At 72.5% G+C, this 12,566-nt stretch carries 10 protein-coding genes; 8 read left to right on the forward strand and 2 right to left on the reverse strand.

Annotated elements, in window-relative coordinates; all coding sequences use genetic code 11:
- Nucleotides 1-12: 12 nt before the first annotated feature.
- Nucleotides 13-1,743 carry a phenylacetic acid degradation protein PaaN gene (paaN, locus tag ACFPZI_RS06895; RefSeq protein ID WP_381359624.1) on the reverse strand — a complete coding sequence of 577 codons (1,731 nt, stop codon included), beginning with the start codon at nucleotides 1,741-1,743 and terminating at the stop codon, nucleotides 13-15.
- Between the two features lie 241 nt (nucleotides 1,744-1,984).
- Between paaN and ACFPZI_RS06900 the strand changes: the two genes are divergently transcribed.
- Together ACFPZI_RS06900 and ACFPZI_RS06905 are read left to right on the forward strand one after the other, a co-directional pair.
- Nucleotides 1,985-3,499 (forward strand): 3-hydroxyacyl-CoA dehydrogenase, encoded by a 1,515-nt coding sequence (locus tag ACFPZI_RS06900; RefSeq protein WP_381359625.1) that lies wholly within the window; start codon nucleotides 1,985-1,987, stop codon nucleotides 3,497-3,499.
- The gene (locus ACFPZI_RS06905) at nucleotides 3,496-4,086 is read left to right on the forward strand and encodes a TetR/AcrR family transcriptional regulator (protein WP_381359628.1); all 591 of its coding nucleotides are present in this window, start codon (nucleotides 3,496-3,498) and stop codon (nucleotides 4,084-4,086) included. The genes ACFPZI_RS06900 and ACFPZI_RS06905 overlap by 4 nt, the downstream gene beginning before the upstream one ends.
- A 326-nt stretch (nucleotides 4,087-4,412) precedes the next feature.
- On the opposite strand, the gene ACFPZI_RS06910 is transcribed toward ACFPZI_RS06905, so the two are convergent.
- The gene (locus ACFPZI_RS06910; RefSeq protein ID WP_381359631.1) at nucleotides 4,413-4,898 is read right to left on the reverse strand and encodes an Lrp/AsnC family transcriptional regulator; all 486 of its coding nucleotides are present in this window, start codon (nucleotides 4,896-4,898) and stop codon (nucleotides 4,413-4,415) included.
- Nucleotides 4,899-5,088: 190 nt separating this feature from the next.
- On the opposite strand from ACFPZI_RS06910, the gene pdhA reads away from it, so the two are divergent.
- From pdhA to ACFPZI_RS06940, 6 genes are all read left to right on the forward strand, one after another.
- Nucleotides 5,089-6,249 carry a pyruvate dehydrogenase (acetyl-transferring) E1 component subunit alpha gene (pdhA, locus tag ACFPZI_RS06915; RefSeq protein ID WP_381359634.1) on the forward strand — a complete coding sequence of 387 codons (1,161 nt, stop codon included), beginning with the start codon at nucleotides 5,089-5,091 and terminating at the stop codon, nucleotides 6,247-6,249.
- Nucleotides 6,246-7,250 (forward strand): alpha-ketoacid dehydrogenase subunit beta, encoded by a 1,005-nt coding sequence (locus ACFPZI_RS06920; protein WP_381359637.1) that lies wholly within the window; start codon nucleotides 6,246-6,248, stop codon nucleotides 7,248-7,250. Before pdhA ends, ACFPZI_RS06920 begins: the two co-directional genes overlap by 4 nt.
- On the forward strand, nucleotides 7,250-8,794 hold the full coding sequence (locus ACFPZI_RS06925; protein ID WP_381359639.1) for a dihydrolipoamide acetyltransferase family protein: 1,545 nt from the start codon (nucleotides 7,250-7,252) through the stop codon (nucleotides 8,792-8,794). Before ACFPZI_RS06920 ends, ACFPZI_RS06925 begins: the two co-directional genes overlap by 1 nt.
- 233 nt (nucleotides 8,795-9,027) lie before the next feature.
- Nucleotides 9,028-9,975 (forward strand): DUF6457 domain-containing protein, encoded by a 948-nt coding sequence (locus ACFPZI_RS06930; RefSeq protein WP_381359988.1) that lies wholly within the window; start codon nucleotides 9,028-9,030, stop codon nucleotides 9,973-9,975.
- Nucleotides 9,972-11,456 (forward strand): molybdopterin molybdotransferase MoeA, encoded by a 1,485-nt coding sequence (locus tag ACFPZI_RS06935; protein ID WP_381359642.1) that lies wholly within the window; start codon nucleotides 9,972-9,974, stop codon nucleotides 11,454-11,456. The genes ACFPZI_RS06930 and ACFPZI_RS06935 overlap by 4 nt, the downstream gene beginning before the upstream one ends.
- On the forward strand, nucleotides 11,453-12,547 hold the full coding sequence (locus ACFPZI_RS06940) for a potassium channel family protein (protein WP_381359643.1): 1,095 nt from the start codon (nucleotides 11,453-11,455) through the stop codon (nucleotides 12,545-12,547). The genes ACFPZI_RS06935 and ACFPZI_RS06940 overlap by 4 nt, the downstream gene beginning before the upstream one ends.
- Nucleotides 12,548-12,566: the final 19 nt, after the last annotated feature.

Consider the following 12,566-nt stretch of genomic DNA (forward strand, 5'->3'; position numbering starts at 1 on the left):
CGCCGGCCGGGCCTACGCCTCCCGGCGCACCTCGATCACCCGGAAGCGGTTGGCCACGAACGCGGCGTCGGTGAGGGTCGCGTTGGCCGCCGGGTTACCGCCGGAGCCGTGGAAGTCGGAGAAGGCGGCCGTCTGGTTGACGTACACCCCGCCGGTGAGGTTGAGGGAGAGCTGGGCGGCCTCCTCCAGGCAGACCTCCCGCACCTCCTCCTCGAACTCCGGGGAGGTCGTGTACGCGCCGACGGTCATCGCGCCCTTCTCGCGGACGGTGCGCCGCAGCAGCTCCGCCGCGTCGGACGCCGAGTCGACGGCGACGGCGAAGGAGACCGGTCCGAAGCACTCGCTCATGTAGGCGGCCTCGGCGTCCGGCTTCGCACCGTCCAGCTTCACGATCACCGGCGTACGGACCACCGCGTCCGGGAACTCCGGGTGGGCGATCTCGCGGGAGGCGAGGGCGACCTCGCCCAGGCCGGCGGCGGCCTCCAGACGAGCCTTGACGCCGGGGTTGACGAGCGCGCCGAGCAGGCCGCCCGCGCGCGCGTCGTCGCCGAGCAGGCCGTCGACCGCCCGCGCCAGGTCGGCGACGACCTCGTCGAAGGACTTGGGGCCCTGGTCGGTGGTGATGCCGTCGCGCGGGATCAGCAGGTTCTGCGGGGTGGTGCACATCTGGCCGCTGTAGAGCGACAGGGAGAACGCCAGGTTGGCGAGCATGCCCTTGTAGTCGCCGGCCGATTCCACGATCACCGTGTTGACGCCGGCCTTCTCCGTGTACACCTGCGCCTGGCGGGCGTTGGCCTCCAGCCAGTCGCCGAACTCCGTGGAGCCGGTGTAGTCGATGATCCGGATCTCCGGACGCGTGGCCAGGGTCTTGGCGATGCCCTCGCCGATCGGGGTCTCCCCTGCTCGAGCGGAGCCGAGAGCTTGGGGACGCTCGGCGGCCAGCGCCACCAGGTTCGGGTCGAAGCCGGCCTCGGTGAGCACCTGGCGCGCGACCTGGACGGTGAGCGCGAGCGGCAGCACCGCCCGGGGGTGCGGCTTGACCAGGACCGCGTTGCCGGTGGCGAGGGAGGCGAACAGGCCCGGATAGCCGTTCCACGTCGGGAAGGTGTTGCAGCCGATGACCAGGCCGATGCCGCGCGGGACCGGTGTGAACCGCTTGGTCAGCACCAGCGGGTCGCGCTTGCCCTGCGGCTTGGTCCACTGCGCGGTGTCGGGGGTGCGCACCTGCTCGGCGTACGCGTACGCCACCGCCTCCAGGCCACGGTCCTGCGCGTGCGGGCCGCCGGCCTGGAACGCCATCATGAACGCCTGGCCGGAGGTGTGCATGACCGCATGGGCGAACTCGAGCGTCCGGTCGCTGATCCGCTTGAGGATCTCCAGGCAGACCACCGCGCGGGTCTCGGCGCCCGCGTCCCGCCAGGCCCGCATCCCGGCCCGCATGGCGGGCAGCAGCACGTCGAGGTCCGCGTGCGGGTAGCTGACGCCCAGTTCGAGACCGTACGGCGAGGTCTCGCCGCCCACCCAGTCGTCGGTGCCGGGCTGACCGAGGTCGAGGCGGGTGCCGAGCAGCGCGTCGAAGGCGGCCTTGCCCGCCGCGAGGTCCAGGCTGCCGTTCTCCCCGTAGGCCTTGGGGTGCTCGGGGTGCGGGGACCAGTAAGCGCGCGTGCGGATCGCTTCCAGTGCCCGGTCCAGGGTGGGCCGGTGCTGGGCGGTCAGCTGCTGCGCGGTGAGTTCGGCGGCCATCGGGGACCAACTCCTCGTCGAGTTCGGGGACCGGGCAAAGCCTGGGGCAGGAGGTGGGGGGCAGGGACATCGGAAGCCGACGGTGCCGGACGGCGGGGACGGCTTCCGACGCCGGAGGGAAGGGCGTCGGAGGCAAGGGATGTCGGAAGTCGGGCGGTCGGAGTTAGAGTAACCGAACGATCGGTCGGGACAAGGGGGTCCGCCGCATCTGTGGACAAGCCCGTGCGGGAGGATCGCGCACATGACAGCACTCGACCTCAGCAGCCCCGTGGCCGTCGTCGGCACCGGCACCATGGGCCAGGGCATCGCCCAGGTCGCACTGGTCGCGGGTCATCCCGTGCGGCTGTACGACGCCGTCCCCGGCCGGGCCCGGGAAGCGGCCGAGGGGATCGTGGCCCGGCTCGACCGGCTCGTGGCGAAGGAACGGCTCACTGCCGCCGACCGGGACGCGGCCCGCGCCCGCCTGCTGCCCGCCGACGACCTCACCGGACTCGCCGACTGCGCCCTGGTCGTCGAGGCCGTCCAGGAGCGGCTCGACGTCAAGCAGGAGCTGTTCCGCGCGCTGGAGGACGTCGTCTCCGACGACTGCCTGCTGGCCACCAACACGTCCTCCCTGTCGGTCACCGCCATCGGCGGCGCCCTGCGCGTCCCCGGCCGCTTCGTGGGCCTGCACTTCTTCAACCCGGCGCCGCTGCTGCCGCTCGTCGAGGTCGTCTCCGGGTTCGCCACCGACGTCACGTACGCCACGCGCGCGTACGAGACGGCCCGCGCCTGGGGCAAGACACCGGTCGCCTGCGCCGACACCCCCGGCTTCATCGTCAACCGCATCGCCAGGCCCTTCTACGCCGAGGCCTTCACGGTGTACGAGTCCCAGGGGGCCGATCCGGCCACCGTCGACGCGGTGCTGCGCGAGTCCGGCGGTTTCCGCATGGGCGCCTTCGAACTGACCGACCTCATCGGGCAGGACGTCAACGAGTCCGTCACCCACTCGGTGTGGCAGTCCTTCTTCCAGGACGTGCGCTTCACACCGTCCCTGGTCCAGCGCCGGCTGGTCGAGTCCGGCCGTCTCGGCCGCAAGAGCGGCCGGGGCTGGTACGACTACGCGGACGGCGCCGAGCGCCCCGAGCCGCACACCGCGGAGCAGGCCGGGCCACCCGCGTACGTGGTCGCCGAGGGCGATCTGGGGCCCGCCTCCGATCTGCTCGCCCTGATCCGCGAGGCCGGAATCCAGGTCCGCGCGGAGGACGAGGACAACGGCACCCGCCTGGTACTGCCCAGTGGCGGCCAGCTGGCGCTCGCCGACGGGCAGACCTCCGTGGAGTACCGGGATGTCGTCTACTTCGACCTGGCGCCGGACTACCGCGGGGCCACGCGCATCGCCCTGTCCCACTCCCAGGACACCTCCGCGCGGACCGTCGCCGAGGCCACCGGACTGTTCCAGGCGCTCGGAAAGAAGGTCAGCGTCATCGGGGACGTCCCCGGCATGATCGTCGCGCGCACGGTGGCGCGGATCATCGATCTGGCGCACGAGGCCGTCGCCAAGGGCGTGGCCACCGAGGAGGACGTCGACACCGCGATGCGCCTGGGCGTCAACTACCCCCTCGGGCCCTTCGAGTGGAGCCGCCGCCTGGGCAGCGGATGGGCCGGCTCGCTCCTGGAGGACCTGCACGAGCGCGATCAGTCCGGCCGCTACGCGCCGTCCCTCGCGCTCTACCGGCACGCGTGCGCCACCGAGAAGCGGGAGGACACCCCATGACCACCGCCAGGCGCGACACGTATACCCCGGAATCCCTGCTCTCCGTCGCCGTCCAGGTGTTCAACGAACGTGGCTACGACGGCACCTCCATGGAGCATCTCTCCAAGGCCGCCGGCATCTCCAAGTCGTCGATATACCACCATGTGGCGGGCAAGGAGGAGCTGCTGCGGCGCGCGGTGAGCCGGGCGCTGGACGGGCTCTTCGGCATCCTCGACGAGGAGCACGCGCGCGTGGGGCGTGCCGCCGAGCGCCTGGAGTACGTCGTACGGCGCATGGTCGAGGTCCTGATCGCGGAGCTGCCGTACGTGACGCTGCTGCTGCGCGTGCGCGGCAACACGGGCACCGAGCGGTGGGCCCTGGAGCGGCGGCGCGAGTTCGACCACCGGGTGGCGGCACTGCTGAAGGCCGCGGCGGCGGACGGGGACGTGCGCGGCGACATAGAAGTGCGCCTGGTGACCCGGCTGGTCTTCGGGATGATCAACTCGATCGTCGAGTGGTACCGGCCGGACGGGCGCGGCATGAGCGAGCGCGAGGTGACGGACGCGGTGGTCCAGCTGGCCTTCGGCGGGCTGCGCAAGGCGTCCTAGGGTCTTTCGTTTGGATCAGACGGGATCGGGGAGCGGGGTCCGGTGCCGGAGGGGGCACCGCCCACGCTCTTCGGGCAGTGGGGGACCCCCACCGGCTCATGGGGGTCCCCCCGCTCGAGCGAAGCCGAGCGTGGGGGAGGAGCCGAGAGCTTGGGGAAGGAGGCCCCGGGGGCCGCCGACAACGCGGCGAGGCGCGGTGCCGGGGCCCGCGAGCCCGGCACGATCCACACGAGAGGCCCTGGCTCCAGGACCGGCCCGGTGTGGCCCTCGCAGGGGACAGTTCCGCGTGGGGCTGTCCGGGAGCAGTCCTGGGCTTGTCCGGCGGTTCACCTCTGTGGTTCCAGGTCCTCCTCCTCGAACACCAGCAGGGTGCGCGTGCTGAGCACTTCGGGGATCGCCTGGAGCCGGGTCAGTACCAGCTCGCGCAACGCCCGGTTGTCCGGGGTGTGCACCAGGAGCAGCACGTCGAAGTCGCCGCCCACCAGGGCGATGTGGGAGGCGCCGGGGAGTTGCCGGAGCTGCTCGCGGACCGTGCGCCAGGTGTTCTGGACGATTTTCAGGGTGATGTACGCCGAGGTGCTGTGACCGGCCCGTTCGTGGTCGACGCGGGCGCCGAAGCCGCGGATGACGCCGTCCTCCACGAGCCGGTTGATCCGGGCGTAGGCGTTCGCGCGGGAGACATGGACCCGGTCGGCGACGGACCGGACGGACGCGCGGCCGTCCGCCTGGAGCATGCGCAGGATGTCCTGGTCTATGACGTCCAGGGGGCGCGCGGGCGGCAGCGGCCCGCTCCCCTCCGGACTCTCGGCCATTTGTTCAGACGACACCCGGCCCCGCCTCTCCGTCATGGACGTACTGCGTCCATCCCAGGCTGTGGAGAACCGTTTGTCCACAGCCTGGTGCCACCCGTAGCCAAAATGTGCCGACGACCGAACAATCGGTTGGTGAGGCGCGTCACAGACGCCGCGCCTCCATAAGCCGCTCCCACGAGGAGGTGCCGTCATGACGGTCATGGAGCAGCGGGGCGCGTACCGGCCGACCCCGCCGCCCGCCTGGCAGCCACGTACCGACCCCGCACCGTTGCTGCCCGACCCGGAGCCGTACCGCGTGCTCGGCACCGGGCGGGCCGACGCGGCCGACCCGGAGCTGCTGCGCCGGCTGTACGCGGAGCTGGTGAAGGGCCGCCGTTACAACGCGCAGGCCACCGCGCTCACCAAGCAGGGCCGTCTCGCTGTCTACCCCTCCAGCACCGGTCAGGAGGCCTGTGAGGTCGCCGCCGCGCTGGTCCTGAAGGAGCAGGACTGGCTCTTCCCGAGCTATCGCGACACGCTCGCCGTCGTCGCGCGCGGGGTGGACCCCGTCGAGACCCTCACCCTCCTGCGTGGTGACTGGCATACCGGCTACGACCCCTACGAGCACCGGGTCGCACCGCTGAGCACGCCGCTCGCCACCCAGTTGCCGCATGCCGTCGGACTCGCGCACGCCGCCCGCCTCAAGGGCGACGACGTGGTCGCGCTGGCGATGGTCGGCGACGGCGGGACCAGCGAGGGCGACTTCCACGAGGCGCTGAACTTCGCCGCCGTGTGGCGGGCGCCGGTCGTCTTCCTCGTCCAGAACAACGGCTTCGCGATCTCCGTCCCGCTTGCCAAGCAGACCGCGGCCCCGTCGCTGGCCCACAAGGCCGTCGGCTACGGGATGCCCGGCCGTCTGGTCGACGGCAACGACGCGGCCGCCGTGCACGAGGTCCTGGCCGACGCCGTGCGCCACGCGCGCGCGGGCGGTGGCCCGACCCTGGTCGAGGCGATCACCTACCGCGTGGAGGCCCACACCAACGCCGACGACGCGACCCGCTACCGGGGCGAGGCGGAGGTGGAGACCTGGAAGGAGCACGACCCCGTCGCGCTCCTCGAACAGGAACTGACCCGGCGTGGTCTGCTCGACGAGGACGGCGTCGCCGCCGTCCGCCAGGACGCCGAGATCATGGCCGCCGACCTGCGGGCGCGCATGAACCAGGACCCGGTGCTCGACCCCATGGACCTGTTCGCCCACGTCTATGCCGAGCCCACCCCCCAGCTGCTGGAACAGCGGGAGCAGCTGAGGGCCGAGCTTGCGGCGGAGGCCGAGTCCGGACCCGAACCCGAGTCGGGGAGGACGCAGCGATGACCACCGTCGCCGCCAAACCGGCCACCATGGCGCAGGCGCTCACGCGCGCGCTGCGCGACGCGATGGCCGCGGACCCGTCGGTGTACGTCATGGGTGAGGACGTCGGCACCCTCGGCGGTGTCTTCCGCATCACCGACGGACTCGCCGAGGAGTTCGGCGAGGACCGCTGCACGGACACCCCGCTGGCCGAGGCAGGCATCCTCGGGGCGGCCGTCGGCATGGCGATGTACGGGCTGCGGCCGGTCGTGGAGATGCAGTTCGACGCGTTCGCCTACCCGGCGTTCGAGCAGTTGGTGTCGCACGTCGCCAGGATGCGTAATCGCACGCGAGGGAGGATGTCCCTGCCGCTCACCATCCGCATCCCCTACGGCGGTGGCATCGGCGGTGTCGAGCATCACAGCGACTCCTCCGAGGCGTACTACATGGCGACTCCCGGCCTCCATGTCGTCACGCCCGCGACCGTCCCGGACGCCTACGGGCTGCTGCGTGCCGCCATCGCCTCCGACGACCCGGTCGTCCTCCTCGAGCCCAAGCGTCTGTACTGGTCGAAGGACTCCTGGAACCCGGAGCGGCCGACGACCGTTGAACCCTTGGGCCGTGCGGTGGTGCGGCGCTCCGGCCGGAGCGCCACGCTCATCACGTACGGGCCGTCCGTTCCCGTCTGCATGGAGGCGGCCGAGGCGGCCCGTTCCGAGGGCTGGGACCTGGAGGTCGTCGATCTGCGCTCGCTGGTGCCGTTCGACGACGAGACGGTGTGCGCCTCGGTGCGGCGGACGGGACGCGCGGTCGTCGTCCATGAGTCGGGCGGCTTCGGCGGTCCCGGCGGCGAGATCGTGGCCCGGGTCACGGAGCGCTGCTTCCATCATCTGGAGGCGCCGGTGCTGCGTGTGGCAGGGTTCGATCTTCCGTATCCGCCGCCGATGCTGGAGCGTCACCACCTGCCCGGCGTCGACCGGATACTGGATGCCGTGGGGCGTCTGCAGTGGGAGGCCGAAAGCTGATGGCACAGGTGCTGGAGTTCAAGCTCCCCGACCTCGGTGAGGGGCTCACCGGGGCGGAGATCGTGCGCTGGCTGGTCGAGGTCGGCGAGGTCGTCGCCGTTGACCAGCCGGTCGTCGAGGTCGAGACGGCCAAGGCGATGGTGGACGTGCCCTGCCCCTACGAGGGCGTGGTCACCGCCCGCTTCGGCGAGGAGGGCGCCGAGGTGCCGGTGGGCGCCCCGCTGATCACGGTCGCGGTGGGCGGCCCGGCCGACGACGACGGCCGTCCGGCGGGGGAGCCGCGTTCCGCAACGGATGTCTCCCGTGCCGACAGCTCCCGTGCGGAGGGCCCACGCTCGGAGGGCTCCGGCAATGTGCTGGTCGGTTACGGCACTTCGGAGGCGCCGGCCCGGCGTCGCAGGGTCCGGCCGGGGCAGCCGGCGCAGAGCGCGTCGGCGACGCCCACCACGCCCACGGCGAACGGGTGGGCCGCCGCCGCCGGCGGACGGCCACCCGCTGCCCGGCAGGCCCGTACCGCCGGGGCGGTGGACGGGCCGGTTCCCGTGATCTCGCCCCTGGTGCGCCGGCTGGCCCGGCAGAACGGCCTGGACCTGCGGGAGATGGCTGGTTCCGGGCCCGAGGGGCTGATCCTGAGGGCGGACGTGGAGTACGCGCTCCGGGCCGCCGGAACGCAGGCCGGCAAGGACCGGACGCCCACCACCGAGCCGTACCCGCGCGTGCCGCAGACGTCGGCACAGACCGTGCCGCAGACACCGGCACCGGCACCGGCACCGGCACCGGCACCGGCGCAGGCGCAGGCGCACATGCCGACCGTCGGTGCCCCGGAGGCCACCCGCATCCCCCTCAAGGGCATCCGCGGTGTCATGGCCGACAAGCTCTCCCGCAGCCGTACCGAGATCCCCGACGCGACCTGCTGGGTGGACGCCGACGCGACCGAGCTGATGCGGGCACGGGACGCGATGCGGCGTTTCGCCGAGGAGCGCCCCCAGAGCCCCGTGGCCGGCGGGCCGAAGATCTCCGTGCTCGCCCTGCTGGCCCGGATCTGCACCGCCGCGCTGGCCCGCTTCCCCGAGCTCAACTCCTCCGTGGACATGGCGGCCAGGGAGGTCGTCCAGCACACGGCCGTGCATCTCGGCTTCGCCGCGCAGACCGAGCGCGGGCTCGTCGTCCCTGTCGTACGGGACGCGCACGCGCGCAACGCGGAATCGCTGACGGCGGAGTTCGCCCGGCTGACCGAGGCGGCCCGCACGGGAACACTGACGCCGGCGGAACTCACGGGCGGCACGTTCACGTTGAACAACTACGGCGTCTTCGGCGTCGACGGCTCCACCCCGATCATCAACCACCCCGAGGCGGCCATGCTCGGCGTCGGCCGCATCGTCCCCAAGCCCTGGGTGCACGAGGGCGAGTTGGCGGTGAGGCAGGTCGTGCAGCTCTCGCTCACCTTCGACCACCGGGTCTGTGACGGCGGCACGGCAGGCGGCTTTCTGCGGTACGTGGCGGACTGCGTGGAGCAACCGGCGGTGCTGCTGCGGACGCTGTGACGTCCTGTTCTCCCTGTCCGTGCTGTCCGTGCCCCCGCGTTCCCCGTGCTCGCGGGGGCACGCATACTCGGGGGGTGACCGAGTACGAGCTCCCGGGTGCCCCCGGAGCCGCTGGCGACCGCGCCCGTGACCGCGACCCCGCGCCGGGCCGGGCGGCGCCCACCGCGTACGACGAGTCCGCCGCGCCCCCCAAGCGCCCCACGCCCGCCGTGCCCCTCGCGTACGACGCCCTCGTGCTGGCCGGTGGAGGTGCCCGGCGGCTCGGGGGTGCGGACAAGCCCGGGGTGCGGGTGGGCGGCCGATCGCTGCTCGACCGCGTGCTGGCCGCCTGCTCCGGCGCCCGCACCACCGTCGTCGTGGCCGACCCCCGGCCCACCTCCCGGCCCGTTTCCTGGGCGCGTGAGGAGCCGCCGGGCGGCGGACCGCTCGCCGCGCTCGACGCGGGGCTCCGGCTGAGCACCGCGGAGTACGCCGTACTGCTCTCCGCCGACCTGCCGTTCCTCGACGGACCCACCGTCGACGAGCTGCTGACCACCCTTCGAACGAGCACGGTGGACGGGGTCCTGCTGACCGACGCCGACGGCCGGGACCAGCCGCTCGTGGCCGCGTACCGGACGGCGGCCCTGCGTCGCGGACTGGCCATGCTCGCCGAACGGCACGGCGCGTTGGCCGGGTTGCCGCTGCGCCGGCTGACCGGCGCGCTCGACCTCACCCGAATCCTCGGCCCAGTGGCGTCGTTCGACTGCGACACCTGGGACGACATCGCCGCCGCCAGAGCACGCATCAGGGAGCATGGACACGTGTTGGATGAATGGATTTCCGCAGTCAAGGACGAGCTGGGCATCGAGCTGGACGTCGACACCGGCGTTCTCCTCGACCTGGCCCGTGACGCCGCCCATGGTGTGGCCAGGCCGGCGGCGCCGCTGACCACCTTCCTCGTCGGCTATGCGGCCGCCCGCGCGGGCGGTGACCAGGAGGCCGTCGCCGAGGCCGCACGCAAGGCCGCCGCCCTCGCCACCCGCTGGGCCGACGAGGACACCACCGACGCCACGCCCGCGCAGCCCGCGGACGGGCAGTCCGCAGACAAGCAGTCCGACGCCGCCGACACAACCCCCGGTGGGGCCCCCGACCCGGCCCCGGCCTCCGATCCGGCCCCCGGCACGCGCCCGGACGCCGAATGAACGCGCCCGAGGCCCGAGCCGACAAGGGCACCGGGGCCACCGACGACGCCGAGGACTCCGATGATCTCGACGTCGAGGAGGCTCTCGCCCTCGTGAACGACGTTTCCGGCCGCACCCCCGGTGACCCCGCGCGCGCCCGCACCCCCCGCCGGGGCGGGCCCCGGACCGCCGCGGACGGGCGAAGCCCCGCCACCCGCCATGACGACCATCACGCCCTCTCCTGGACCGAGGCCCGCACCGTCGCCGAGCGCGCCGCACGCCGGGGCACCGGCAGCCGGGCCGCCCACCGTGCCCCGGTCCCCGTGCCGCTCGACGCCGCCCTCGGCCTCACCCTGGCCGCCCCCCTCACGGCCCTCACCGACCTGCCCTCCTTCGACACCTCGGCCATGGACGGCTGGGCGGTCTCCGGTCCCGGTCCTTGGGCAGTACGGGAGGAAGGCGTCCTCGCCGGACACGCCGAGCACCCGCCGCTCACCGACGGCGAAGCCGTCCGTATCGCCACCGGCGCCCGTGTCCCCCCGGACACCACCGCCGTCCTGCGCAGCGAACACGGCCGTACCGATGACAACGGCCGGCTGCACGCCACCCCGCCCCGAGCCGCCACCACACCCCGGCCGGCGGGCGCGCCCCACGCCGGGCCCGTCTCCTCGGTCGCGCACGGTCAGGACATCCGCCCACGCGGCCAGGAGTGCCGCAGTGGCGAGCAGTTGCTGTCCGTCGGCACCCTGGTGACCCCGGCCGTGCTGGGCCTCGCCGCGGCCGCCGGATACGACACGCTCAGTACCCTTCCCCGCCCCCGCGTCGACGTCCTCGTCCTCGGTGACGAACTGCTCACCGGCGGCCTGCCGCACGACGGACTGATCCGGGACGCCCTCGGCCCGATGCTGCCGCCCTGGCTGCGCGCGCTCGGTGCCGAGGTCACCACCGTCCGCCGGGTCCGCGACGACGCGCAGACGCTGTACAAGGCGATCACGAGGTCCGACGCCGATGTCGTCCTCACTACCGGCGGTACCGCCGCGGGCCCCGTCGACCACGTCCACCCGACGCTGCGCCGTATCGGCGCCGAACTCCTCGTGGACGGAGTCGAGGTGCGTCCCGGCCACCCCATGCTCCTGGCCCGCATCAAGGAGAACCAGTACCTCGTCGGTCTGCCCGGCAACCCCCTTGCCGCGGTCTCCGGGCTGCTCACGCTCGCCGAACCCCTGCTGCGGACCCTCGCGGCCCGCCCCGCCCCCGAGCCGTACACGATGCCGCTGCGGGACGCGGTTCATGGACACCCGCACGACACCCGGCTCATCCCGGTCGTACTGCGCGGTGACGTAGCCCTGCCGTTGCACTACAACGGCCCGGCCATGCTGCGGGGCATCGCGGCGGCCGACGCCCTCGCGGTCGTCCCCCCGGGCGGCACACGACCCGGCCAGGAGGCGGAACTGCTCGACCTGCCCTGGGCGTCCGGGGGAATCGGGGTGTGTTTCACGTGAAACTTTCGGGTGAGGACGCCATTGCCCGCCAGGCGGACGAGCACCTGGTGACCCATCGGGTGAAACTGCCGAGGAAGGTGATCGAGCACCCGATCCGACAGGTCGTCAAACGGCTGTCCATCGCGTTGTTCCTCCTCGTGCTGACGGCGTTGATCGTGTACGTCGACCGCGACGGCTACATCGACAACTCCGACGGCACCCTCGACTTCCTCGACGCCTTCTACTACGCGACCGTCACCCTTTCGACCACGGGATACGGCGACATCACTCCGGTCAGCGACGCTGCCCGGCTGACCAACATCTTCGTCGTCACGCCGTTGCGCGTGATGTTCCTGATCATCCTGGTCGGCACCACCCTCGAAGCCCTCACCGAACGCACGCGGGAGGAGTGGCGACTGAACCGTTGGAGGTCCACGTTGCGTGATCACACCATCGTCGTCGGATTCGGCACGAAGGGCAGGTCCGCGATCAAGACCGTCTGCGCGACGGGGCTCCGCAAGGAGCAGGTCGTGGTGGTCGACCCCAGCAGCAAGGCGATCGAGGCCGCGGCGGCCGACGGATTCGCGGGTGTCATAGGGGACGCGACGCGCAGTGAGGTGCTGAAACGGGCTGAGGCCTATCGGGCGAAGCAGATCATCATCGCCACACAGCGCGACGACACGGCCGTGCTGGTGACGCTGACGGCCCGCCAGCTCAACCGCGGCGCGAAGATCGTGGTCGCGGTGCGCGAGGAGGAGAACGCCCCCTTGCTGAAGCAGTCGGGTGCCGACGCGGTCATCACCAGTGCCAGCGCGGCCGGCCGGCTGCTCGGTCTGTCCGTGCTCAGCCCCGCGGCCGGCATGGTGATGGAGGACCTCATCCAGCAGGGCACCGGTCTCGACATGGTCGAACGGCCGGTCATAAAGGCCGAGGTGGGCAAGTCGCCGCGCGAGGTCGGTGATCTGGTGGTGAGTGTCCTGCGTGGGCACCGGGTGCTCGGCTACGACGACGAGAACGTCGGGACGCTCGAGCTGACGGACCGGCTGATCACCATCGTGCGAGTGACGCCGGGCACCCAGGTCACCCCCGACATCCGCCCGCTCCACGACTGACACCGCCAGGACATTCGAG

Source organism: Streptomyces chlorus, assembly GCF_042655885.1.
GTDB lineage: Bacteria > Actinomycetota > Actinomycetes > Streptomycetales > Streptomycetaceae > Streptomyces > Streptomyces chlorus.

Bases quoted from the DNA above. Each gene is read 5' to 3' on its own strand.
- ACFPZI_RS06920 (WP_381359637.1), top strand. From the start codon at position 6,246: ATGACCACCGTCGCCGCCAAACCGGCCACCATGGCGCAGGCGCTCACG.
- ACFPZI_RS06925 (WP_381359639.1), top strand. From the start codon at position 7,250: ATGGCACAGGTGCTGGAGTTCAAGCTCCCCGACCTCGGTGAGGGGCTC.
- ACFPZI_RS06935 (WP_381359642.1), top strand. From the start codon at position 9,972: ATGAACGCGCCCGAGGCCCGAGCCGACAAGGGCACCGGGGCCACCGAC.
- ACFPZI_RS06905 (WP_381359628.1), top strand. From the start codon at position 3,496: ATGACCACCGCCAGGCGCGACACGTATACCCCGGAATCCCTGCTCTCC.
- pdhA (WP_381359634.1), top strand. From the start codon at position 5,089: ATGACGGTCATGGAGCAGCGGGGCGCGTACCGGCCGACCCCGCCGCCC.
- paaN (WP_381359624.1), bottom strand. From the start codon at position 1,743: ATGGCCGCCGAACTCACCGCGCAGCAGCTGACCGCCCAGCACCGGCCC.
- ACFPZI_RS06910 (WP_381359631.1), bottom strand. From the start codon at position 4,898: ATGGCCGAGAGTCCGGAGGGGAGCGGGCCGCTGCCGCCCGCGCGCCCC.
- ACFPZI_RS06900 (WP_381359625.1), top strand. From the start codon at position 1,985: ATGACAGCACTCGACCTCAGCAGCCCCGTGGCCGTCGTCGGCACCGGC.